The sequence below is a fragment of the Segatella paludivivens DSM 17968 = JCM 13650 genome (genome assembly GCF_000373185.1).
Classification (GTDB): Bacteria; Bacteroidota; Bacteroidia; order Bacteroidales; family Bacteroidaceae; genus Prevotella; species Prevotella paludivivens.
On record NZ_KB890685.1, the window covers coordinates 111,563 to 135,546 of the forward strand.

Consider the following 23,984-nt stretch of genomic DNA (forward strand, 5'->3'; position numbering starts at 1 on the left):
TAAAATATAATATGGAAGAAATAAAGGAAGACTGTGGTGTAGCTTTAATTCGTCTGCTCAAACCACTTGAATATTATCAGGAGAAGTATGGCACTTGGATGTATCCCCTGAATAAACTCTATTTGATGATGGAAAAACAGCACAATAGAGGTCAGGAGGGAGCAGGAATGGCATGCGTGAAACTCAATACTCAGCCTGGGAACGAATATATGTTCCGTGAACGGGCTGAAGGCTCTAACGCCATTACTGAGATATTCGACAACGTTCATAAGGATTATGCTAACATCGCTTCTGATGATGTGTCTAATGTGGAATTCGCAAAGGCGAACCTTCCTTTCGCGGGAGAATTATACATGGGGCACCTCAGATACAGTACTACAGGAAAGAGTGGAATAACTTATGTCCACCCTTTCTTAAGAAGAAACAACTGGAGAGCCAAGAATTTATGCTTCTGTGGTAATTTCAATATGACGAATGTCGACGAAATTTTCGATAAGCTCACTCTTCAGGGACAATGTCCACGGGTATATAGTGATACCTATATAATGCTCGAGTTGATGGGACATCGTTTGGATAGAGAAGTTGAACGAAATTTTGGAATTGCTAAAACTAAAGGACTTACTAATACCGATATAACAAAATTCATAGAAGATAATGTCAAGATGAGTAACGTCTTGAAAAAAACAATGGCCGACTTTGATGGCGGTTATGTTGTTTGTGGCGTTACTGGTAGTGGAGAGATGTTCTCTATGCGTGACCCTTGGGGAATACGTCCTGCATTCTATTATAAGAATGATGAGATCGTTGTCCTTGCAAGTGAGCGCCCTGTTCTTCAGACTACTTTCGATCTTGACAGTGCCGACATCAAGGAACTTGCGCCTGGTGCTGCTCTTCTCGTTAAGAGAGATGGAGAATGTTCTGTTGAGCAGATTCTTCAGCCTAAAGGTGATTCTGCATGTTCTTTTGAAAGAATCTATTTCAGTAGAGGTTCTGACTGTGACATATACAATGAACGTAAAAAATTGGGTGAGCAACTCACAGAACCTATTCTTGAGGCTGTTAATTATGATATCGCTCACACAGTGTTCTCTTATATTCCAAATACGGCAGAAGTTGCTTACTATGGCATGCTCAATGGATTCAAGAGATATCTTAACGACGAGAAGATAAAGAAGATCGAGAGTCTCGGACATGCTCCTAGTCACGAAGAATTAGAAGAGATTCTGAATGATTACGTTAGGTCTGAGAAGATTGCGTGGAAAGATATCAAACTGCGTACTTTCATCACCGAAGGCAATAGCCGTAACGACCTTGCGAGTCACGTATATGATATCACTTATGATAGTATTACTCCTAATGAGGATAATCTCGTGATTATCGACGATAGCATTGTTCGTGGAACTACTCTTAAAAAGAGTATTCTTAGGATTTTAGATCGTCTGCATCCAAAGAAAATGGTTGTTGTCAGTAGTGCTCCGCAAATACGCTATCCTGATTATTACGGAATCGATATGCCTCGCTTGGAAGAATTCTGTGTGTTCAGGGCAACAATAGCTTTGCTTAAGGATCGTGGAATGGATAATGTCATTCGTGATACTTATAATGAGTGTAAGGAAGAGCTCAAGAAACCAAAAGAAGATATGGTTAATGTGGTTCGTAATATCTACAAACCATTTACTATAGAGGAAATAAACAACAAGATTGTCGAGATACTTCGCCCGGAGGGTGTTACAACTCCTATCGAGATTGTCTACCAGAGCATAGAAGGATTGCACAAGGCTATACCAAACCATAAGGGTGATTGGTATTTCACAGGACATTTTCCAACACCTGGTGGAACAAAACTATGTAATCAGGCTTTTGTAAACTATGTTGAAAGTGTAGAGAAATAATAAGCTTGTTTAAATAGAGACGATGATTGAAAAAGAATATTTAAAGTTATATATATTATAGAATGATGAAGAACGTAACTTTGGTCTTAAGTGACGGAACAAAATTTCACGGCAAGAGCTTTGGCTATGATGCGCCAGTTGCCGGTGAGGTCGTTTTCAACACAGCCATGATGGGCTATCCGGAGAGTCTTACCGACCCTTCTTATGCCGGACAGCTTATGACGCTGACTTATCCGCTTGTAGGAAATTATGGTGTGCCTCCTTTCACTATTGAGAGTAATGGCATTCCTACTTTCATGGAGAGCGATAAGATTTATGCTTCAGCTATAATCGTTAATGATTATAGTGAGCAGTATAGTCATTGGAATGCTGTTGAAAGTCTTGCTGATTGGCTTAAACGTGAACATGTTCCAGGCATCACAGGTATTGATACAAGGGAACTCACTAAGGTTTTGCGTGAGCATGGTGTAATGATGGGTAAGATTATCTTTGATGATGAACCAAGCAATATACCTGAAGCTGATTATGAAGGTGTGAATTTTGTTGATAGAGTTTCTTGCAAAGAAGTTATCAGATACAATGAAGGTGCCGGAAAGAAAGTCGTTCTTGTTGATTGCGGTGTAAAGGCTAATATCATCAGAAGCATTATAAAGCGTGGTGTTGAGGTTATAAGAGTTCCTTGGAACTATGACTACACAGATATGCAATATGATGGACTCTTCCTTGCCAACGGTCCTGGCGATCCTGATGTTTGCTCTGATGCAGTTGAAATAATACGCAAGCAGATGAATAACAGTTCAAAACCTATTTGCGGTATCTGCATGGGTAATCAGTTATTGGCAAAGGCTGCCGGTGCTGAGATATATAAACTTAAGTATGGTCATCGTGGTCATAACCAGCCTGTTCGCCTTGTTGGAACAGAGAAGTGCTATATCACAAGTCAGAATCATGGTTATGCTGTCAATGCTAAGACTCTTGGAAGCGATTGGAAAGAGTTGTTCGTTAATATGAACGACGGTTCTAATGAGGGTATCTGCCATAAGACAAATCCTTGGTTCACAAGTCAGTTCCATCCTGAGGCTTGCTCAGGTCCTGTTGATACCGAGTTCATGTTCGACAAATTTGTAGAAACTTTAAAGTAAAGCTATAATGAAAGACGAAAATATAAAGAAAGTACTGCTGCTAGGTTCTGGTGCGTTGAAAATTGGTGAAGCTGGTGAGTTTGATTATTCTGGTTCACAGGCTTTAAAGGCTCTTCGCGAGGAAGGCATCAAAACCGTACTTATCAATCCTAATATTGCAACTGTTCAGACTTCCGAGGGAGTGGCTGATCAGATTTACTTCCTTCCTGTTCAACCTTATTTTGTTGAGCGAGTAATTCAGAAGGAACATCCTGATGGTATTCTTCTTTCATTCGGTGGTCAGACTGCTCTTAATTGCGGTGTTGAGTTGGATCGTTCTGGTATATTGAAAAAATATAATGTCCGTGTCCTTGGTACTCCAGTTGCCGCTATTATGAATACTGAAGACCGTGAACTATTTGTTAATCAGCTTAACGAGATTGATGTTAAGACAATCAAGAGTGAGGCTTGTGATGACATTGTCAAGGCTCGCAAAGCAGCTACCGATTTGGGCTATCCTGTCATCGTTCGTGCAGCTTATGCACTTGGAGGTCTAGGATCAGGATTTGCTGATAACGAGGATGAATTGAATGTTATTTGCGAAAAGGCTTTCGCTTTCTCTCCACAGGTTTTGGTAGAGAAGAGTTTGAAAGGTTGGAAAGAAATAGAATATGAGGTTGTTCGCGACCGTTACGATAATTGTATTACGGTATGTAATATGGAAAACTTCGACCCACTTGGTATTCATACCGGTGAGAGTATCGTTATCGCTCCTTCTCAGACACTTACAAATAGTGAATATCATAAGTTGCGTGCCCTTTCAATAAAGATTGTACGCCACATCGGTATCGTTGGTGAGTGTAATGTGCAATATGCCTTCGACCCTAAGAGCGAAGACTATCGTGTCATCGAGGTTAACGCTCGCTTGTCTCGTTCTTCTGCTTTGGCTTCAAAGGCTACTGGTTATCCTCTCGCTTTCGTTGCTGCCAAACTTGGTATGGGATATGGTCTGTTTGAGTTGAAAAACTCGGTAACAAAGACTACAAGTGCATTCTTTGAGCCTGCTCTTGACTATGTAGTCTGCAAGATTCCTCGTTGGGACCTTTCTAAGTTCCGTGGTGTTGATAAGGAACTTGGTTCTAGTATGAAGTCTGTTGGAGAAGTTATGGCAATTGGCCGTAATTTTGAAGAGGCTATCCAGAAGGGACTTCGTATGATCGGGCAGGGCATGCACGGATTTGTTGGCAATAAAGAATTAAAGATTGACGATATAGATGCAGCTCTATGCGAGCCTACTGATAAACGTGTATTCGTTATCTCTAAGGCTATGCACAAGGGATACACTGTTGACCAGATTCATGATCTTACTAAGATTGACAAATGGTTCCTTCAGAAACTCAAGCATATCATCGACATTGACGATAATCTTAAGAATGCCAATATCAATACGATTGATAAGGAACTTCTGCGTACAGCAAAGGTCTATGGATTTACTGATTTCCAGATAGCTCGTGCTATAGGTCTTGAAACCGAAATCGGAAACATGCATAAGGCTGCTATCATCGTGCGCAACAAGCGTAAGACTTATGGAATCATCCCTGTTGTTAAGCAGATTGATACCTTGGCTGCCGAATATCCTGCACAGACTAATTATTTGTATGTCACTTATAGTGGTGTCAAGAGTGATATAGAGTTTGAAAAAGATAAGCGTTCAGTAATCGTTCTTGGTTCGGGTGCTTATCGCATCGGTAGTTCGGTAGAGTTCGACTGGTGTGGTGTTCAGGCTCTCAACACGATTCGCAAGGAAGGCTGGCGCTCTGTAATGATAAACTATAATCCAGAGACAGTATCTACTGACTATGATATGTGTGATCGTCTTTATTTTGACGAACTCACCTTCGAGCGTGTCATGGATATCATTGATTTCGAATATCCTCATGGTGTAATCGTAAGTACAGGTGGTCAGATACCAAACAACTTGGCTATCAAACTTGATGAGCAGAATGTTCCTATTCTTGGTACTACAGCCCAGAATATTGATGGTGCTGAAGACCGTGCTAAGTTTTCAGCAATGCTTACAGAGAATGGTATCAACCAACCAGAGTGGAGTGCCCTAACAAGCATGGACGATATTGATGCTTTCGTAGACCGTGTCGGTTTCCCGGTTCTTGTTCGTCCTTCTTATGTACTTTCTGGTGCAGCCATGAATGTATGTTCAAATGAGGAAGAACTCAAACGCTTCCTTCAGCTTGCTGCTAACGTGGGTGAGGATCATCCTGTTGTGGTATCTAAGTTCATCGAACATGCAAAGGAGATTGAGATGGATGCTGTTGCCAAAGACGGTGAGATTATGGCTTATGCTATAAGCGAACATATTGAGTTTGCCGGTGTACACTCTGGTGATGCCACAATTCAGTTCCCTCCACAGAAAATTTATGTTGAGACTGTAAGACGTATCAAGCGTGTGAGCCGTCAGATAGCTAGGAACCTTCACATCAACGGTCCTTTCAATATCCAGTATATGGCTCGTGAAAATGAGATACTTGTTATTGAGTGTAATCTGCGTGCCAGTCGTTCATTCCCATTCGTAAGTAAGGTGTTAAAGATAAATCTTATCGAACTTGCTACAAGGGTAATGCTTGGACTTCCTGTTGAGAAACTCAAGAAAAACTTGTTCGATCTCGACTATGTTGGTATCAAGGCTAGCCAGTTCTCTTTCAACCGCCTCCAGAAAGCCGACCCAGTGCTTGGTGTAGACATGAGTTCTACGGGAGAGGTTGGATGTATTGGTGACGATACCAACACAGCATTGCTTACAAGTATGTTGTCTGTAGGTCATCGCATACCAAAGAAGACCATTCTGTTGTCAACTGGTAGTGCAAAGCAGAAAGCTGAGATGCTTGATGCCGCTAAACAACTTGTAACCAATGGATATGAATTGTTTGCTACTGGTGGTACAAGCAAGTACCTAGAGGAAAATGGAATAGCCAATACACGTGTTTATTGGCCTTCTGAGGAAGGACAACAGCCACAGGCTATAGATATGCTTCACGAGAAGAAGATAGACATGGTAGTAAATATTCCAAAGAACCTTACTCCTCATGAGCTAACAAACGGATATAAGATTCGTCGTGCGGCAATTGATTTGAACGTTCCATTGATAACCAACAGTCGTCTTGCGAGTGCTTTTATCAATGCATTCTGCACACTGTCCCTTGATGATATTGATATCAAGGCATGGGGTGAATATTAAATCATAAACCATAAATAAGATTAAGCATAGTTATCGGAGAAATCTAATAATTATGCTTAATTCGTTTTATTGCTGCCCGATAAAACTTTTTGAGTAATAACAAAAAAGGCTGAATTCATTTCTGAGTTCAGCCTAAAAAGTGTTATCTTTGCCTTTACCACAAGAAAAATTTAACACATGGGTAACTCTCATTGCCAATCTGCTTCTAACGATCATGAAGAAGGGATTGATTCGTTCTTGGAGTTTTTCGGGATTAGCGACTATGATCAGAATAACACTTATATATTATGTTGATTTTTACAGTTTATTCAACTACCCCGAAAAAGATTGGGAAGCATATCTGAAAGAGAAGGCTGAGAATCCGCCAGAACCATCACTTTTTTGATTAAGGAGGGCTTGTCCTACAAAATAATGATCCCGAAGTCTTATTTTAAAGGTCTTCGGGAACTATCTATATCATATTTTTAGTTTTATCGGACAGCAATAAATTCTTTTCAATATCTCTTATAAATTTTTGCTGTCCACTAAACTTTCGATGAGCATGCAGTTGTCTGGAAATGAATCTGCTTTAGCAGGATAGTGTGGTTTTACATGCAGAGGAAAATGTCTTCGTGAATCAGCGGGAGAATAAAAATTTAAGGTGCTACTTGCAGAATGTGAATAATAAGGTATTTACTGCAATTTGAATTTGACAGGTACACAATATTTAACTCTTACATTACGACCATTCTTTTTACCGGGTAACCATTTTGGCATGCTTTTTATAACTCTTAAAGCCTCTTTGTCAAGAGCTGGATCAACAGATCTTACAACAGTTGCATTGGTGATACAACCATCCTTTTCAACAAAGAAAGATACGACTACTCGACCTTGTTTACAGACTTTAGCAGGAAACTTTATCTTTTTATTTATGTAAGACATAAGAGCTTCATATCCACCTGGAAAAGAAGGCATTTGTTCTACAACACAAATAAGCTTTACATCGTTATATTCTTTTTGATTAATAGGCTTCTTTATATTTGTCTGATTGCTATTGAGGTTTGATATATTTTCATCAACAGAATTTGGAAAAACATAATCACAATATTCGTCTGTTGTATTATTTGAATCTGATAATTCTAAATAGATATAATCACTTGCAAAAGTTAGAATAGGGCAGAGAGTGATTAGTAAAGATAAAATAGTTTTCTTCATCATTGTAAATGTTCGTTTATTATTAGTGCAGTGTCAACTTCTTAATTGACACTGCATCATCGTTGATTATTAGTCGTTGATAAATCCTTTTTTACCGTCTTGTTCACTAATCATTCCATGGCGGTAAGCGTAAAGTAATTCTTCTAGATCATCAATTTGCTTTTTAATTTCGCAGCCTTTGTCAGTATTGGCAACAAGCATACGATGACTGCTCATTTCAACAATCTGTATTGTTGACTTGATATCTGTTCCTCGTTGAATGGCGTCTGCAGCACTCGTGAAAGGTTCATGCTGCACTAGTTGAAAACCACGGCTGTGATAAACAAGAGTATAACCGGCAATGCCAGTTTCCTTGTGATAAGCCTGAGAGAATCCACCATCTATAACCATAAGTTTCCCGTCAGCCTTGATTGGATTTTCTCCATTCATTACATGTACAGGCACATGACCGTTGATGATATGCCTGTTTGGTCCCTTCACACCAAATGCATCAAGAATATTGTCAACAATCTCTGCGTTATCCCTTAATTTGAAATAATTGCCTTTATCCTCCTTATGAGTTTCTTTGTCTGCAATGAAGTAACGCTCGAAAGTTGCCATTTTACTCTTGTCAAATAAAGGACTATCTGGACCACACCATAGATAAATGAAATAGTCTATGGCATATTGTTTCTCGTCTGTAGCTGTGTCATCCTGAAAGGCTGATCGTATTAACATTCCTGTTTGATGAAACAGTTCACGACCTTTGCAAACCATATTAGGAGTGATGGCTACCTCCTTTAAACTGCCGTCCTCATTGAGTGGGATAGAGGCATGAAATAATAGATTGTCATTTCTTATTGCATACATACAGCCATGCTGCAGCATGAGACGCATGTGTTTATGAAGTTTTTCACTTACTTGGAAAGAATGATGGAGTTTTTCAATCAATACTTTTTCTTCAGGAGTAAGTTTGCACGGATGCTTAGGATCAACAGTTGGAAAACAGCAGCTTGATAGTTGGTATTCTTTACCGTCAAGCATTATTGTACCTTTGTCGTAGTCTATGAATTTATAGAGTTGTCTATCCTTCATGTTCCATTCTGGGTGAGCTTCAAATATTCGTGCTTCTTCTTTAAACTGTATTATTGTAATAGCCTTATGCATTTGTGCAGTAAGCCTCATTGTTTTTTCGTCCATTTGCTTAGCTCCGCCACTAAGTCTAGGCATAAATTCCTCGCAAGGATCATTGTTATAAGTATCCATAGCGAATGTGGCAAGTGGAACAAGATTTATTCCGTATCCATCCTCTAGGGTAGTGAGGTTGGCATATCTTAGGCTAAGACGTATCACATTGCACATGCATGCGTTATTTCCTGCACATGCACCCATCCATAATATATCATGATTGCCCCATTGTATATCCCAACTGTGGTATTGCTCCATAGTGTCCATTATAATGTGGGCACCTGGACCACGGTCGTAGATGTCACCAAGTATATGCAACTCGTCTATAGCAAGACGCTGAATAACATTGCAGATAGCGATTATAAAATCATCGGCTCTTCCAGTTGATATAATTGTATCAACGATTACATTTACATAAGCAGTCTTGTTAGAATTATTTTCGGTATGCTCATGAAGTAATTCCTGTATAATATATGAGAAATCAGAAGGAAGCGATTTTCTTACTTTTGAACGAGTGTATTTGCTTGATACGACACGGCATACTGCAACCAACTGATGAAGTGTAATGTGATACCAGTCGTTAATGTCGTTTTCCACCTCTTTTACGAGTTCAAGTTTCTGTTCTGGGTAATAAATGAGCGAACAAAGTTCTCTTTTCTCCTGTTCACGAACTGTATTACCGAAAAGTTCGTTGACTTTTCGCTTTATGTTTCCTGAAGCATTTTTCAATACATGTTGAAACGCTTCATACTCACCATGGATATCGGCAAGAAAATGCTCTGTACCCTTAGGTAGATTAAGTATAGCCTGAAGATTTATAATCTCCGTACTGGCGTCCGCAATTGTTGGAAACGTGTTTGATAATAATTGCAAATACCTCATGTCTTTCTTGATATCGTATTTCTTCATAATATAGTCTTTTTAATTTTTTTGGTTAAACTATTATCTATAGCCATAATAGGCATGAATCCTTCTGTGAGCTGTGTTTTTTCTTCCATGACTTTTTCAAGACTTTCCATAAAATCGTATATTTTAAGTCTTTCCAAAATCTCAGCCATCTTATCCTCATCATAATCAGATCTTATTAATAAGGTGCTGAAATCTTCAAGCTCTTTTTGGGCAATTTGCCGCCTGTGGTATCTATATCTCATATAAAGGCAGCTCTTTAATACGTCTTTCAGAACATCGTCTTGTACATCATCTTTAAGTTTTTCTATTCTCTTAGCTATATTATCCTTTACAGCTTCTTCATGTTTTATAATAACCTCATCATACAATTGTTTGAAATTAGCACAGAATAATGATTGTGATATATCGTGAGTAACTTCAGGATTCTTTATTAAAACAACGTTAGTACCTTTGTATTTTTCTTGAAGATACTTTCGCTCATTTTCTCCGACAGCATGTATGAATCCGTTTTTTATTATAAGTTTTTCATAATATGAACTGTTCCAAGGAGAAATTGTTGCAAGCGGAGAATAAACTACTGGTATAAGCCTTCTTCTGGCATTGCGCATTTTAGATATAATAGTCTGCGTAGGAGCGCCTACAGTATGGAGTATGTCATAGTCATTCTTATCAGTAATGACCATACCATTATCTTCAATGGCTTTCTTCAAACAATTAAAGAAAGCCATTTGTGCACTGTTTTCACTTATGTTGGAATTTTCAATCCTTATGCGCATGTCAGAATAACAAATTAAAGTTTATGACTTGTGAAGTCGTTCTTGTCAGCATGTATATAACTAATCTTATATCTAATGTTGTTCCATGCCAGTTTAAGTTCTGAGAAGAACATCATGCCAGCCGGAATATCTTCGTCAAGTTGCTTTATAGCTCTGTTTGCAAATATAGTTCTTGTTATTATCAATAATAACAAAGAAAAGCCACTTGCACCTGCTAATATCCAATTCTGTTGCATTACAGAATAAATAATGGCAGTTAAAGAAACTATTAGACTCAAGTGAAGCATTATGTTACTGCAAAACATATATATACGATTGCCTTTATGTCCGATAAGCAGACTACGTGAAGCCCTGAAGAATATGCTTTTATTGTGCCATGTCTTTCTTGTAGGTTCATCTTCATATAGCCATGAGCTTCTACGTACATCAACGGCAGTATTCATATCCTTAGCATACTTGTTGACCAAAAAATCGTATTCACCTCTAAGCAATTGTAGGTTACCTCTGAATCCTTCATCTTTCATGAACTGTTGCTTATGGAATGCAATGTTCTGGCAATTTGTAGCCCATGCCTTTCCTTTTTGTGCGCTACTGAGTCTGTTGTTAGCAATCAAAGCATGTTCAAACCTCCATGATTTTCGTGTGTTGTTGTCAAGAGATGTGTATCCCATTACGAAATCAGTTCCAGGCTTCATGTTCTCTGTAAACGAAGACAGCCATTTTTCGTCAAGAGGTTTACAACAAGGATCTGTAACAATAACCCAATCAGTCTTAGCTGCTTTAACTCCAATAGTGATCGCTAATTTCTTTCTGCTCATGTAGCGTGATGATTCAGGAAGATATGTAGCATAAAGATTCTTATTTTCAGGTATAAGCCTGTTCATCATGTCCTCTATATCCCGATCATTCTTGTCGGCAATCACGATAATTCTGAAATCACCTTTATAATCTTGATTTAGAAATGCCGGAAGATTGCGTTTCAAGTCTATTGAATCATCATGTGCAGGAATGATAATGCTGACAGGAATAGAGTTGTCATCAATGTCATTCTCGTTATTTTCTGATTCGTATATTTTAATTCTATGCAAAAAAGGACTTGCTAGCGACGCTACTATCGCCAGCAAGATTACTATTATTCCTACTATTAATGTTAATTGATCTATTATCATAAAATTTTTCACGTAACAATATTCTGGGAACGTTTATAGTTCCTCTGTTATATATCCTTTAGGGAGTTGACGGCAGTTGTATTGACTAGCCATAATCTCTCCGTAAGCTCCTGCGCTTCTTAAAGCCAGAAGGTCACCACGTTTTGTTTTATTCAGGTCTATAGCCTTAGCAAAAACATCACTTGATTCACAAATAGGTCCAACAACATCATAAGTCTCATTTGGCTCATCACTGCTGATGTTCTCTATTTTATGATATGCCTGATACAAAGCAGGACGTATGAGGTCGGTCATACCAGCGTCTACGATAGCAAATTGCTTCACGCTTCCTTGCTTTATATATAGAGTTTTGGTGATTAGACTTCCACATTGCGCCACTACTGCACGACCAAGTTCGAAATGTAACTTTTGTCCATTACGAAGTTTGAGATGGTTGGCATACGTATCAAAATACGACTTGAAATCAGGAATAGGCTCTCTGTTTGGATGATCATAACTTATTCCAAGTCCACCACCAACATTGATATTCTCTACTTTAATGTGGTGACTCTCAAGTTGATCTTGAAGCTCATTTATCCTGTTGCACAGTGATATGAAATCATTCATGTTCAGAATTTGACTTCCGATATGGAAATGCAGACCGATGAACTTTACATTCTTCATTTTAGAGGCCTCTTCAATGACATTTTCCATATCAAGCATGGCGATACCAAACTTGTTTTCAGCCAGACCGGTTGTAATGTTAGCATGTGTATGTGCGCCAACATCAGGATTTATGCGAAAGGCTATTTTTGCAATCTTGCCTTTATTTCCTGCAAGCTCATTAATGACTTCCAGTTCTGGAATGCTCTCAACATTGAAGCAGAATATATCCTTGTCTAGTCCGAGATTGATTTCCCAGTCGCTTTTTCCAACACCGGCATAGACAATCTTGCTTGTAGGGAATCCAGCTTCAATAGAAACCTTGATTTCTCCACCACTAACGCAGTCTGCACCAAGCCCTGATTGACAGATTACATTAAGAACCTTAGGATTGGCATTCGCTTTTATAGCATAATGCACAATAAAATTCTCGTGTTTGCCAGCTTCCATATTTATAGATGCAAGAGTCTGTCGTAACAGATTCGTGTCATAATAATAGAAGGGTGTCCGTATTCCCTGAAATTTATCTATATTAAATTTACCTTTCATCTTTGTCGTATTTGCTGTGTGCGTGTTGTGTAATGTGTTTTATACTACTGTTTATTGAAAAGTACGTCGCTTAGATTTTGAAGTGCACGCTTCTTGTCAGCCTCACGAATGAGGAATGATATGTTGTAATTGCTTCCACCGTAAGAAATCATTCTTACTGGAATACTTTTCATTGCGTCAAGAGCCAAAGTTTCGAATCCAAGATTGCTCCAGTCAAGATCTCCTACAACGCAGATAATACACATATCGCTGTCAACAGTAACAGTTCCGTATTTTTTAAGTTCATCAACAATTTCGTTCAGATGAGTGTGGTTGTCGATGCTCATAGAAACACCAACTTCACTAGTCGCAATCATGTCAATGGGAGTCTGGTAACTTTCGAAAATCTCGAATACCTTACGCAAGAAGCCTGTTGCCAATAGCATGCGACTACTCTTAATCTTTACGGCTGTGATGTTGTCCTTAGCTGCAACAGCTTTGATTTTACCTTTTACGATTACGTTGTCAATAATCGTACCTTCAGCCTGTGGATCCATCGTATTCTTCAATCTAACAGGAATACCTGAATATTTAGCAGGTTGCACGCATGTAGGATGAAGTATCTTAGCACCGAAATAAGCAAGTTCGGCAGCTTCTTCAAAGTTTAGTTGACGAAGAGCTTCTGTTTTGTCTACAATTCTTGGATCATTGTTGTGCATACCATCAATATCTGTCCATATCTGTATTTCATCAGCAGGTAGGGCAGCACCGATTAGAGAAGCTGTATAGTCGCTACCTCCTCGCTGCAAGTTGTCTACCTCTCCGTAAGCGTTGCGACATATAAAACCTTGAGTAATATAAATCTGGTAGCCTTCGTTATCCTTCATAACATCAGCTAGCTTATCCTTAATATATTGAGGATCAGGCTCAGCGTTCTTGTCAGTACGCATGAAGTCTAGTGCATTAAGCAGAACAGCCTTAACACCTGTTTCTTGAAGGTAATTCACAACCATATTGGTGCTCATTATTTCGCCTTGAGCAACAATGCTCTTTTCTTCAAAACTTGTGAAAAGATCTTTAGTAAAAGAGCGAAGATATTCAAACTCTCCATGGAGGAAATCTTTAGTTTTTTGCTTATATTCATCTGTAGAGTAAACGTCCTCTACATGCTTCATATATTTAGTTTCGAGCTTATTTATAATCTCGTTAGCACCGTCTGGATTCTTCTTATACAGATAGTCAGAAATCTCAACCAAAGAATTAGTCGTTCCGCTCATTGCAGAAAGAACGATAAATGTCGGTTCACCTGATTCTGTTACGAGAGAGGCTACACTCTTCATGCGTTCAGGTGATCCGACAGAAGTACCTCCAAATTTCATTACCTTCATAATAGTAATATTTAGTTTAGATGTTAATATCTTTTTTTATAGGCTTTTATGAGTCGCTTTGAGCTGCATCCTCACTTAAATCCATATGATTATATTCTGTTGTGACGTCTTTTATTTCTCCATCTTTGCATCTGTATACAATGCCTGGAAATTTATCGAGCATTGGTATGTTATGAGTAGACATTACCACGGCTGTGCCTGTACTTGTAATGTCCTTCAGCAGACTTATGATGTTACTGGCTGTCTCGGGATCAAGATTGCCAGTAGGTTCGTCAGCAATAATTATTTTTGGTTTGTTCAGAATAGCTCTTGCTATAGCAATACGTTGCTGTTCTCCGCCAGAAAGTTCATGTGGAAGTTTATCTATTTTGTCTAACATGCCAACATCTGTCAACACGCTTTCTATACGTTCACATATTTCTTTCTTATCTTTCCAACCTGTAGAGCGCAATACAAATTCTAGATTCTTTTTTACTGTGCGTTCATCAAGAAGTTTAAAGTCCTGAAAGATAATTCCCATTTCTCTTCTTAGGGCAGGTATTTCGCGCCTTTTGAGAGTTATTAAGTTACGTTCTAGGACCTCTGCTTGCTGATCTTCTTTATCATCGTAAATGTCGAGTTCGCAATATAAAGTCTTTAGCAGACTACTTTTACCAGAACCAACTTTACCTATTATATATATAAATTCACCTTCATCAACATGAAAGTTCACATCTTTTAGTATCAGGCTTTCACCTTGATACACATCAACATTGTTATAATTAATCAAACTCATACTATAATGTCTTTGTCAATCTTGTTGTATTATTCCATTTCACCTTTACTCTTAGCAATTCTGCGCGCCTTGTCCCAATCAGGGTTATGACGTTTTAGCAGTTCCATAGCAACATCTTCTATTCTTAATCCTTTACTTGACAACAATACTATAAGGTGATAAAGCATATCTGATGCTTCGTAAATCATTTTGTCGTCAGTTCCAGCTGTAGCTTCAATAACTGTTTCGAGAGCTTCTTCTCCAACTTTCTGAGCCATTCTGTTCACGCCCTTTTTAAACAAACTTGTTGTGTAGCTGCCTTCTGGCATATCTTCATGTCGCTTGTTTATAAAGTCCTGTAATTCACTAAGAAAGAGTATTGGGTTATAATTATTATCTTCAGCCCAACAAGTATCTGTTCCCTTATGACATGTAGGCCCATCTGGATGGGCACTTACAAGTAGGGTATCATTGTCACAATCTATCTTAATATCAACAAGATTAAGAAAATTACCACTGGTCTCACCTTTTGTCCAAAGACAATTGCGAGAGCGACTCCAAAAAGTAACCTTTTTGGTGTCTATAGTCTTGTTATAGGCCTCTTCGTTCATGTATCCAAGCATGAGAACATTCTTTGTGACTGCATCTTGGATGATTGCCGGTACAAGACCATTCATTTTATCGAAATCAATCTTCATAATCAATCAGTTATATTCTTACGTTAATACCTTCATTATAAAGGTAATGCTTTAAATCTGAAATATTTATTTCTCCGAAGTGGAATACACTTGCTGCTAATGCAGCATCAGCTTTACCTAGTGTGAAAGCATCTCTGAAATGCTCTTTTGTTCCTGCTCCGCCACTTGCTATTACGGGTATGCTTACCTCTTCTGAAAGTTTTGCTAATGCTTCGTTGGCAAATCCTTGTTTCACTCCATCATGGTTCATGCTCGTGAATAGTATTTCTCCAGCTCCACGATCTGCAACTTCTTTAGCCCATTCAAACAAGCCTCTATCAGTGCGTTCTCTTCCACCTTTAACATAACAATGCCATCCGTCTTCATCTAGACGTGCATCAATCGCGCATACACAGACCTGAGAACCATAATGGCTTGAAATTTCATTTATAAGTGTTGGGTTTCTTAATGCAGAACTGTTAATGCTTACTTTGTCGGCTCCCGCATTCAGTAGTCTTGCTACATCTTTCAGTTCATTGATACCCCCACCAACAGTAAAAGGGATATTTATCTCAGCTGCGACTCTTGTAACCATATCTGTAAATGTCTTTCTACCTTCATAACTTGCTGTAATATCGAGAAATACTAGTTCGTCGGCTCCAGCTTTACTATAAGCCTTGCCTAATTCAACTGGATCCCCAGCACTTCGTAGATTTATGAAGTTTGTTCCTTTTACAGTCTCTCCGTTCTTTACGTCAAGACATGGTATGATGCGTTTAGCAAGTCCTTTCATATTGTCAACGACTTTATATCAATTTTACCTTCATAGAAGGCTTTACCAAAGACGACAGCAGGTATTCCTGCATTATCTAAGTCTGTAATATCCTCGTTTGATGATACACCTCCGCTTGCTATGAGATGCAGCTTAGGATAGGCTTTCATTATATCCTTGTATAAATTGATGGCAGGACCTTGCAATGTTCCATCTTTGCTTATTTCTGTGCATAAAACATTACTCACACCTTTGTCAACGTATTGTTTAAGAAATGGTAGAAGTTCTTCAGATGAGTCTTCTTTCCAACCATTGATTGAAATCATTCCGTTTCTTACGTCTGCACCAAGAATAAGTCTTTCTGCGCCGTATATCTCTATCCATTCAAGAAATAGTTGTCGGTTTGTAACCGCAACACTTCCTATGGTAACCATGCTAGCTCCAGCTTCAAAAGCTTTCTCAATATCATCCTTTGTCTTTATTCCACCACCAAAGTCAACGATTAAATTTGTAGCCTTTGTTATTTCCTTTAAAACTCCATCATTAACGATATGCTTAGATTTTGCTCCGTCCAGATCAACGACATGAAGACGCTTGAATCCTAACTCTTCAAAATGAATTGCAACCTCAACAGGGTTATTATTATAAACCTTCTTCTGGTTGTAGTCACCTTTGGTAAGTCGGACGCATTGCCCATTTATTATATCTATTGCTGGTATGAGTTCAATATTCATATAGTAGTGTTGTTACATATTAAGAAAATTCTTCAATATCTGTTCTCCTACGTCTCCACTCTTTTCAGGATGAAACTGGCATGTATAGAAATTACCCTTGTGCATGCATGCAGAGTAGGGTAGTATATAGTCTGCTGTAGCTAAGGTGTTCTCACAAACTGGCACATAGTAGCTGTGTACGAAATATACGTATGGATGTTTACCTAAATCTTTAAGTAAAACATTTGCTGCATCGTCTTTTTCGTCAGACATGTATATTTCTTCCCATCCCATAGCTGGTACTTTATCCTCATGCTGTATTGGCTGGAATCTTTTAACATCTACATCAAATATTCCAATGCAATCAACACCGCCCTCTTCTGAGTGGCGGCATAATAGTTGCTGACCTACACAAATGCCAAGAACGGGCTGTCTGAGGTTTTTTATCACCTTGTCTAGTCCGTGAGCTTTTAGATAAGTCATTGCCTCAAGTGCATTTCCCTGTCCTGGGAATATCACTTTGTCAGCATTCTGCAGTTCATCTGCACTGTCTGTTAGAATAGGTGTTATTCCTAGTCTCTTTATTGCGTTTACGACAGAATAGATGTTGCCGGCATTATATTTTACGATCGCAACATTCATATTGTAATTATGAGAATATAATCGTTTTGTTATGATATGTAAGGATCTTACGCTCTATATGCTTTGATACAGCACGGCTAAGTATAATTTTCTCAAGATCTTTTCCTTTAAGAACGAGACTCTCTGGTGTATCTTTATGGCTTATACGAGTTACATCCTGCTCTATAATAGGACCTGCATCTAGCTCGGCAGTGACATAATGACTTGTTGCGCCAATGATTTTCACACCGCGTTCCCATGCTTGGTGGTATGGTTTAGCACCAACAAATGCTGGCAGGAAGGAATGATGTATGTTGATTATATGATTGGGATATTTATTTATTATCTCATCGCTTATTATTTGCATATAGCGTGCTAAAACAATAAATGAAACTCTTTCTTTCTTTAGTAATTCCATTTCTGCAGCTTCAACTTCTGTTTTATTGCTATGGTCTTTCTTAATTGACCAAACGTAATATGGAATATCGAATTGTTCAGCTACATATCTTAAGTCTTCATGATTGCTTACAATGCAAGGAATATCTACGTTCCATTCTCCAGCTTTATATCTTGCCAAAAGATCATAGAGACAATGACTCATTTTGCTTACGAAAATGGCCATACGAGGCTTGTCATCGTTGAAGTAAAGATTGAATTCCATATTGTATCTCTTTGCATACAAAGTGGAAATAATATCTTCAATCTTTTCTCTAGGAATGGTAAATTTTTCCAGTTCCCATTCTAGACGCATGAAAAACATGCCGTCCTCTCTGTCAACATATTGATCAAGGTATACAATGTTACCATGATTATCTGTGATAAACTTGGTAACTTCGCTTATGATGCCCTGCTCGTCAGGACAATGGAGAAGCAATATAGCTGTGGGTTTCATTCTAAATCTTTCAAATTGTTACTTAATTTCTATATATCCTTTACAATTGCAAAGATAGATATTTTAATTAAGAAAAAAGAACATAGAACGTGATTTTTTCTTAATCTGTAATTTATGCGAATTTTATGTCAATTAGAATGTAATATTGATGCATCGTATATGAAAATACGGGAGATATCAATCTTTGTCAGCTTCTCTCAAGAGAATGCTAGTCGCACCTATTGTGAATAAAGAACCGTCTTCGATTACGCGACGTTCGCGGTCTCCCAATATCTCATTGTCAACAAAAGTTCCAGTATAACTAGGACCATCACGAAGCACATATTTAAGTCTGCCATTTTTATCGCGACTGACATTTATAATGCAGTGGTTCATATCAATACTCGGGTCATTGGTTTCGATAGGACAATTTATACCACTGTTCTTCATATATCGTCCTATTATGTTGTCACCCATCTGTAAAGGAATTACCTGTTTGTAATGAAATACATTTTCAATTACGACAATAGATCCACAACCATTTTCGTTTGATTGTTCATCTATTTTTTCTTCCTTTTGAGTATTGCGAAGTTTTGAAACGCCAATACGTATACCAAATTGTTTGTTACATTCTGGACACTCAAATACTAATGACTGTCCCGGCTGATATTTAGTCTCGTCGAAAGTGATAAAATTATCACATTTAGGACAACGTACTCGTTTCATAATTTAAAATTGTTATTTAATATGCATTACCCAACAATCAGCGAAATCTGCTTTATCGTTGAGTTTGTTTAAAGCCATTCTTGCGTCTTCTTTTGAGTGATACTCGCCGTATACAACCTTGGTTCCGCTGTTTCTTGAGAGAACTTCAGCTTCGTTATAACCTTTTTTATGTAATTTCTCTACATATTCGGCTGCGTTTTTCTTTGCAACACGGCTAGCAAGAACAATGCAATAATAAGAAGAATCCTTCTTGCTTGTGTTTACTTTAGAAAAGCTTTGTATACTATTTACTTTTGCGACATTTGCCTTTGCTGTAAGAGCTTTAGTTATGTCGTGCTCTGTATTGCCTACAGTTATATCTTTAGGCATTATGCGAGTAAGTAATTCTGTATTTATCTTGTTACCTGAAATAGAAGCCATTTCTCCATTTCCGAGAGATGATGGTACTAGCAAGAATGCAAATAAAGCTATACATGCTACAGCGATATTACGTACAATACTCCTTCGAATAGTGTATGTCTTTTCTTCTTCCTCTGTATCAGTGTATAAGTCTATAATCTTTGATGTGCTTTGCAATGTGCTAACCACTTCTTCAGATTTAGAATTCTCATCTTCTGCCTGAGTTAGTACAGGCATTTGGAAACTCCCCAGTCCATATAGGGTTGGTGTTAAAAGTCCAGCTTCACAAGGTTCAAAAGTGTAGCGACCTTCTTGACTGATTTTTAGAGTTCCAATATCTGTTAACTCAAAGAATCCCTCATTGTCAAGAATTTGCTTCATTTCGTCAGTTTCTTTCTCAATTCTACGCACTGCTTCAGGATAGCTTATGTCATAAGCTTCTACATAAGATTGCGCAAGAAGTGAATCATTGATTTTTAACTGAGGATTGAAACCTATAGAACGGGTAGGTGGTAGGAATGAATTATCCCTAATATCATAATGAGCTTCGCAATAATGTGCCATGAATCCTCCGAAATTAGGGATGATAACACAATCATTGCTAAGCAATAATATTTCTATATGTCTTTCTAGTTCTATCACGTTTGCAAAATTAATGTTTTTATTTCAACATTCAAAGCTTTTATGCAAAAAATAATCTCAAATATTTTTTTTGTAGTTTTTGTTTTGTAAAGTCACTTTTATTTGTTATATTGGGAAACATATTTGTATCTGATACTGATGTTTTGTGCTTGCTTTTTATGAAGCTATAGCTAGCGTTTAGTACTTTATTTAATATATTTAAGACTGTGTCTCAGGATAAAAAAACAAAAAACTTCTAATTTTATTTTGTTCTTCTCTCAACTTGCATTATCTTTGCACAAGATATGTTGGACTTGGAATGACATTCCGTCTGGCTTGATGATTCTGATTTAGTTTGAATTATCTTTGATTTGATTATAGTGGTGTCAAGTGTTATATTTGTTACTTGTTCACCCTTTATATAAGTATTGATACGTAGTATGGAATATAGAAAAACAGAAATAGACGGTGTATATATATTAGAACCCCGTGTGTTCAATGATGCCCGTGGTTATTTCTTTGAAGCATGGAAGAAGGAAGATTTTGAGGAACATGTAGATAAGGTTGATTTCATACAAGATAATGAATCTAAATCATCTTATGGTGTACTGCGAGGACTCCATTATCAGAAAGGAATTTATTCTCAAGCAAAACTAGTGCGCGTTATAAAAGGTAAAGTGCTCGATGTCGCTGTAGATATACGCAAGAGTAGTTCTACTTTTGGTAAGCATGTCATGGTTGAACTTTCTGATGAGAATAAGCGTCAGTTCTTTATTCCACGTGGCTTTGCACATGGTTTTTTGGTGCTTAGTGACGAAGCTATATTTACATATAAAGTAGACAATATTTATGCTCCTCAGCATGAAGCAAGTATTCGTTGGAATGACGAAGAAATAAACATCCAGTGGCCTATTAATCTCAAAGATGTCGTTACGTCTGAAAAGGATTTGAAGGCTTCTTCTTTGAAGGATGCTGAATTGTTTGACTAATATTTCTCACTATGAACATAGCTATTGTTGGAACTGGATATGTTGGACTTGTATCAGGAACATGTTTTGCTGATACTGGTGCAATTGTCACCTGTGTTGATGTTGACAAGGATAAGATAGAAAGACTTCAACGAGGTGATATTCCTATATACGAACCTGGACTTGACGAACTTGTAGTGAAGAATGTTAAGGCTGGTCGCTTGAAATTCACTACTTCTTTGGCTGAAGTTCTTAATGAGCAGGAGATTGTTTTTTCTGCTGTTGGTACGCCTCCCGATGAAGACGGTTCTGCTGACCTTAAATACGTACTGCAAGTTGCTCGTACAATAGGGCAAAATCTCAATAAATATATTGTTGTCGTTACGAAAAGTACTGTGCCAGTTGGTACTGCTGCTAAAGTAAGATCTGCAATTCAAGAAGAATTGGACAATAGGGGTGTTGATATTAAATTTGATGTTGCAAGCAATCCTGAATTTCTCAAAGAGGGTAATGCGATAAAAGATTTTATGAGTCCTGATCGTGTTGTCGTGGGTGTTGAAAGCGACAAGGCGAAACAAATGCTGACACGTCTTTACAAACCATTCCTTATTAATAATTTCCGTGTAATTTTCATGGATATTCCTAGTGCTGAAATGACAAAGTATGCCGCTAATTCAATGTTGGCTACAAGAATATCATTTATGAATGATATCGCGAATCTTTGTGAACTAGTCGGTGCCGATGTTAATATGGTGAGACAAGGTATAGGCTCTGATACAAGAATAGGACGTAAATTCTTATATGCCGGATGTGGTTATGGTGGAAGCTGTTTTCCGAAAGATGTGAAAGCTTTGATAAAGACGGCTGATAACAGTGGTTATTCAATGGAAGTGTTGAAAGCTGTTGAAAGAGTGAATGAACAGCAAAAGACTATTCTCTTCGAGAAACTTAAATCTTCGTTGGGTAATCTTGAAGATAGAAAAATTGCAGTCTGGGGCTTGTCATTCAAACCAGAGACTGATGATATGCGAGAAAGCACTGCTTTGGTGATGCTTTCGCTGTTGCTTAAGTCTGGTTGTCACGTTCGTGTTTATGATCCTGTTGCTATGGATGAATGTCGTAGACGTGTATCTGTGATGGCACAAGATGATACTGATATTGCTCATTTTGCAAATAATATAGAATATTGCCGTGATATGTATGAGGCGACCCTTGATGCTGACGCTTTGTTGCTGTTGACTGAGTGGAAAGAGTTTCGTCTGCCTAGTTGGGACGTTATATCTCATTCTATGAGGAATCAGCTCGTACTTGATGGTCGTAATATTTTTGACTCGGATGAATTGGCTGATGCCGGATTCGAATATCATTGCATAGGTCGTTAGAACATTATGAAAAAAGAAATTTTAACAAGACTATTTTTACCAATTGTTGCTATTGTATTGACAACGGTAGCTTGTGGTAATAGAAAGGCAAATACCGAAAAGGCCTTGTCGGAGGATCTTACAGCTAAAAAAATGCTTCAAGGAGTATGGCTTGATGAAGATGAAGAAGATCCTGCTTTCAGGGTTATAGGGGATACAATCTTTTATCCTGACAGTACTTCTCAACCAGCATATTTCCAGATTGTGAAGGATACTTTGATTCTTCATGGTTCTAATATTGTGAAATATCAGATTTTAAAACAGGCACCGCATTTCTTTATGTTTAAGAATCAAAATGGTGATGTAGTTAAGCTTGCGAAGACTTTGGATCGTTCTTATTTGACTTTTTTTGAAGCAAAGCGTCCTGCTGCTTTAAATCAGAATAAACTCATTAAGAGAGATTCTGTTGTTGTTTATGGAAATGATCGTTATCATTGGTATATACAGGTTAATCCAACTACTTATAAAGTTGTTAAGCCTACATATAATGATGATGGAGTGGAGGTAGATAATGTTTATTTTGATAACATTATTCATTTAGGCTTATTCCGTGGTGCAACTCAGATATACAGCCGTGATATACGCAAGGATGATTTCGGTAAACAAGTACCTTCTCAAGCGCTTAAACAGAGTATCCTTAGCGATATAGTATATGCTGGTGCTGGCACTGATGGTTTTCACTTTAATGCTAGTGTCTGTATTCCTGATAGTCCAACAAGTTATCAAATTTTGATAATCGTAGGTTTTAACGGAAGTATTAAATATAAAATATAAACTCAATAAAGTTATAGTTATGGGCATTTATTCTTTCGAATAAGATGCCCATAATTTTTATTGACTTGATGTTGACATGCAACATGTCAACCAATAATAAGCCCTTACTGTATTGAAAAAAATATTTTTTTGTGAGTTTTTAATACGATTTCCTACATGTTTTTGCTAAACGTATTGTTATACAATGTGTTAGTTTATGTAGGTTTGTCTGTTGTTATACATTTTAGGGAGTGATAAGGGCCTTATCACTCGGTTATCCTACATACTTTACGGAGTGATTAGGCCATTATCACTCAATGGCGCATGGAAGAATGACTATGACTGGAATTGGTATACATATTTGTTGTTATACATTCTGAAACACTGGTTCTTCTCTAATTTAGTTGAATTTAAGCTTTAAAATAAGTCCTATATATTTTACTTGTAATTTATATGTAATTAACTATAAATCAGATAATTACATCGTTATATATTAGGATGTTTGACAAATATTTTGTATATTTATATCGCTAAACGTAAATAACGAAATAATGTCAGAACATCCTAATGCCCACAAAGTTACAACAAATAATCAAGAAACATTGCATGGATATATGTCAAAGATTAATTCTTCTGTAGGTCTGAAGAA

At 37.7% G+C, this 23,984-nt stretch carries 21 protein-coding genes; 7 read left to right on the plus strand and 14 right to left on the minus strand.

Going from position 1 to position 23,984, the window contains the following annotated elements; all coding sequences use genetic code 11:
• Window positions 1-11 precede the first annotated feature (11 nt).
• From B045_RS0113335 to B045_RS15190, 4 genes are all read left to right on the plus strand, one after another.
• A complete protein-coding gene (locus B045_RS0113335) occupies window positions 12-1,892 on the plus strand; it encodes an amidophosphoribosyltransferase (protein WP_018464768.1) in 1,881 nt (626 codons plus the stop codon).
• A gap of 65 nt (window positions 1,893-1,957) precedes the next feature.
• Window positions 1,958-3,034: a glutamine-hydrolyzing carbamoyl-phosphate synthase small subunit gene (gene carA / locus B045_RS0113340; RefSeq protein WP_025883578.1), complete on the plus strand. Its 1,077-nt coding sequence runs from the start codon at window positions 1,958-1,960 to the stop codon at window positions 3,032-3,034.
• A gap of 7 nt (window positions 3,035-3,041) precedes the next feature.
• The gene (carB, locus tag B045_RS0113345; RefSeq protein ID WP_018464770.1) at window positions 3,042-6,266 is read left to right on the plus strand and encodes a carbamoyl-phosphate synthase (glutamine-hydrolyzing) large subunit; all 3,225 of its coding nucleotides are present in this window, start codon (window positions 3,042-3,044) and stop codon (window positions 6,264-6,266) included.
• 214 nt (window positions 6,267-6,480) lie between these two features.
• Complete coding sequence (locus tag B045_RS15190; protein WP_018464771.1) at window positions 6,481-6,651, plus strand: hypothetical protein; 171 nt, start codon at window positions 6,481-6,483, stop codon at window positions 6,649-6,651.
• 287 nt (window positions 6,652-6,938) lie between these two features.
• Here the strand turns inward: B045_RS15190 and B045_RS15895 are convergent, their stop codons facing one another.
• The 14 genes from B045_RS15895 to B045_RS0113420 form a co-directional block, all read right to left on the minus strand.
• A complete protein-coding gene (locus tag B045_RS15895; RefSeq protein ID WP_025883581.1) occupies window positions 6,939-7,463 on the minus strand; it encodes an energy transducer TonB in 525 nt (174 codons plus the stop codon).
• 66 nt (window positions 7,464-7,529) lie between these two features.
• On the minus strand, window positions 7,530-9,536 hold the full coding sequence (locus tag B045_RS0113360; protein ID WP_018464773.1) for a fructose-bisphosphatase class III: 2,007 nt from the start codon (window positions 9,534-9,536) through the stop codon (window positions 7,530-7,532).
• A complete protein-coding gene (locus B045_RS0113365; RefSeq protein WP_155951776.1) occupies window positions 9,533-10,264 on the minus strand; it encodes a hypothetical protein in 732 nt (243 codons plus the stop codon). The genes B045_RS0113360 and B045_RS0113365 overlap by 4 nt, the downstream gene beginning before the upstream one ends.
• A 62-nt stretch (window positions 10,265-10,326) precedes the next feature.
• Window positions 10,327-11,481 carry a glycosyltransferase gene (locus tag B045_RS0113370; protein ID WP_025883582.1) on the minus strand — a complete coding sequence of 385 codons (1,155 nt, stop codon included), beginning with the start codon at window positions 11,479-11,481 and terminating at the stop codon, window positions 10,327-10,329.
• Window positions 11,482-11,514: 33 nt separating this feature from the next.
• Window positions 11,515-12,672 (minus strand): diaminopimelate decarboxylase, encoded by a 1,158-nt coding sequence (gene lysA / locus B045_RS0113375; RefSeq protein WP_025883583.1) that lies wholly within the window; start codon window positions 12,670-12,672, stop codon window positions 11,515-11,517.
• Between the two features lie 44 nt (window positions 12,673-12,716).
• The gene (locus tag B045_RS0113380) at window positions 12,717-14,039 is read right to left on the minus strand and encodes an aspartate kinase (RefSeq protein WP_018464777.1); all 1,323 of its coding nucleotides are present in this window, start codon (window positions 14,037-14,039) and stop codon (window positions 12,717-12,719) included.
• Between the two features lie 46 nt (window positions 14,040-14,085).
• Window positions 14,086-14,814 (minus strand): cell division ATP-binding protein FtsE, encoded by a 729-nt coding sequence (locus tag B045_RS0113385; RefSeq protein WP_018464778.1) that lies wholly within the window; start codon window positions 14,812-14,814, stop codon window positions 14,086-14,088.
• Window positions 14,815-14,843: 29 nt separating this feature from the next.
• Complete coding sequence (gene hisIE / locus B045_RS0113390; RefSeq protein ID WP_018464779.1) at window positions 14,844-15,491, minus strand: bifunctional phosphoribosyl-AMP cyclohydrolase/phosphoribosyl-ATP diphosphatase HisIE; 648 nt, start codon at window positions 15,489-15,491, stop codon at window positions 14,844-14,846.
• A 10-nt stretch (window positions 15,492-15,501) separates the two neighbouring features.
• Window positions 15,502-16,263, minus strand: coding sequence for an imidazole glycerol phosphate synthase subunit HisF (gene hisF / locus B045_RS0113395; RefSeq protein ID WP_018464780.1), 762 nt, complete (start codon window positions 16,261-16,263; stop codon window positions 15,502-15,504).
• Entirely contained in the window at window positions 16,260-16,976 is a 717-nt protein-coding gene (gene hisA / locus B045_RS0113400; protein ID WP_018464781.1) for a 1-(5-phosphoribosyl)-5-[(5-phosphoribosylamino)methylideneamino]imidazole-4-carboxamide isomerase, read from the minus strand. Before hisA ends, hisF begins: the two co-directional genes overlap by 4 nt.
• A gap of 12 nt (window positions 16,977-16,988) precedes the next feature.
• Window positions 16,989-17,597, minus strand: a complete 609-nt coding sequence (gene hisH / locus B045_RS0113405) for an imidazole glycerol phosphate synthase subunit HisH (RefSeq protein WP_018464782.1) — start codon at window positions 17,595-17,597, stop codon at window positions 16,989-16,991.
• Between the two features lie 7 nt (window positions 17,598-17,604).
• Window positions 17,605-18,468 carry a formyltetrahydrofolate deformylase gene (purU, locus tag B045_RS0113410; RefSeq protein ID WP_018464783.1) on the minus strand — a complete coding sequence of 288 codons (864 nt, stop codon included), beginning with the start codon at window positions 18,466-18,468 and terminating at the stop codon, window positions 17,605-17,607.
• 177 nt (window positions 18,469-18,645) lie between these two features.
• The gene (locus B045_RS0113415; RefSeq protein WP_018464784.1) at window positions 18,646-19,173 is read right to left on the minus strand and encodes an FHA domain-containing protein; all 528 of its coding nucleotides are present in this window, start codon (window positions 19,171-19,173) and stop codon (window positions 18,646-18,648) included.
• A 12-nt stretch (window positions 19,174-19,185) separates the two neighbouring features.
• Window positions 19,186-20,214 (minus strand): HU domain-containing protein, encoded by a 1,029-nt coding sequence (locus B045_RS0113420; RefSeq protein WP_018464785.1) that lies wholly within the window; start codon window positions 20,212-20,214, stop codon window positions 19,186-19,188.
• A gap of 419 nt (window positions 20,215-20,633) precedes the next feature.
• Here B045_RS0113420 and rfbC point away from each other — a divergent pair, with 419 nt between their 5' ends.
• The 3 genes from rfbC to B045_RS0113435 are packed head-to-tail and all read left to right on the plus strand — an operon-like array spanning window position 20,634 to window position 23,356.
• Window positions 20,634-21,182, plus strand: a complete 549-nt coding sequence (gene rfbC / locus B045_RS0113425) for a dTDP-4-dehydrorhamnose 3,5-epimerase (protein ID WP_018464786.1) — start codon at window positions 20,634-20,636, stop codon at window positions 21,180-21,182.
• Window positions 21,183-21,193: 11 nt separating this feature from the next.
• Entirely contained in the window at window positions 21,194-22,543 is a 1,350-nt protein-coding gene (locus B045_RS0113430; RefSeq protein WP_018464787.1) for a UDP-glucose dehydrogenase family protein, read from the plus strand.
• Between the two features lie 6 nt (window positions 22,544-22,549).
• The gene (locus B045_RS0113435) at window positions 22,550-23,356 is read left to right on the plus strand and encodes a DUF4738 domain-containing protein (RefSeq protein ID WP_018464788.1); all 807 of its coding nucleotides are present in this window, start codon (window positions 22,550-22,552) and stop codon (window positions 23,354-23,356) included.
• Window positions 23,357-23,984 lie beyond the last annotated feature (628 nt).

Bases quoted from the DNA above. Each gene is read 5' to 3' on its own strand.
- B045_RS0113335 (WP_018464768.1), top strand. From the start codon at position 12: ATGGAAGAAATAAAGGAAGACTGTGGTGTAGCTTTAATTCGTCTGCTC.
- carA (WP_025883578.1), top strand. From the start codon at position 1,958: ATGAAGAACGTAACTTTGGTCTTAAGTGACGGAACAAAATTTCACGGC.
- carB (WP_018464770.1), top strand. From the start codon at position 3,042: ATGAAAGACGAAAATATAAAGAAAGTACTGCTGCTAGGTTCTGGTGCG.
- B045_RS15190 (WP_018464771.1), top strand. From the start codon at position 6,481: ATGAAGAAGGGATTGATTCGTTCTTGGAGTTTTTCGGGATTAGCGACT.
- B045_RS15895 (WP_025883581.1), bottom strand. From the start codon at position 7,463: ATGATGAAGAAAACTATTTTATCTTTACTAATCACTCTCTGCCCTATT.
- B045_RS0113360 (WP_018464773.1), bottom strand. From the start codon at position 9,536: ATGAAGAAATACGATATCAAGAAAGACATGAGGTATTTGCAATTATTA.
- B045_RS0113365 (WP_155951776.1), bottom strand. From the start codon at position 10,264: ATGGCTTTCTTTAATTGTTTGAAGAAAGCCATTGAAGATAATGGTATG.
- B045_RS0113370 (WP_025883582.1), bottom strand. From the start codon at position 11,481: ATGATAATAGATCAATTAACATTAATAGTAGGAATAATAGTAATCTTG.
- lysA (WP_025883583.1), bottom strand. From the start codon at position 12,672: ATGAAAGGTAAATTTAATATAGATAAATTTCAGGGAATACGGACACCC.
- B045_RS0113380 (WP_018464777.1), bottom strand. From the start codon at position 14,039: ATGAAGGTAATGAAATTTGGAGGTACTTCTGTCGGATCACCTGAACGC.
- B045_RS0113385 (WP_018464778.1), bottom strand. From the start codon at position 14,814: ATGAGTTTGATTAATTATAACAATGTTGATGTGTATCAAGGTGAAAGC.
- hisIE (WP_018464779.1), bottom strand. From the start codon at position 15,491: ATGAAGATTGATTTCGATAAAATGAATGGTCTTGTACCGGCAATCATC.
- hisF (WP_018464780.1), bottom strand. From the start codon at position 16,263: ATGAAAGGACTTGCTAAACGCATCATACCATGTCTTGACGTAAAGAAC.
- hisA (WP_018464781.1), bottom strand. From the start codon at position 16,976: ATGAATATTGAACTCATACCAGCAATAGATATAATAAATGGGCAATGC.
- hisH (WP_018464782.1), bottom strand. From the start codon at position 17,597: ATGAATGTTGCGATCGTAAAATATAATGCCGGCAACATCTATTCTGTC.
- purU (WP_018464783.1), bottom strand. From the start codon at position 18,468: ATGAAACCCACAGCTATATTGCTTCTCCATTGTCCTGACGAGCAGGGC.
- B045_RS0113415 (WP_018464784.1), bottom strand. From the start codon at position 19,173: ATGAAACGAGTACGTTGTCCTAAATGTGATAATTTTATCACTTTCGAC.
- rfbC (WP_018464786.1), top strand. From the start codon at position 20,634: ATGGAATATAGAAAAACAGAAATAGACGGTGTATATATATTAGAACCC.
- B045_RS0113430 (WP_018464787.1), top strand. From the start codon at position 21,194: ATGAACATAGCTATTGTTGGAACTGGATATGTTGGACTTGTATCAGGA.
- B045_RS0113435 (WP_018464788.1), top strand. From the start codon at position 22,550: ATGAAAAAAGAAATTTTAACAAGACTATTTTTACCAATTGTTGCTATT.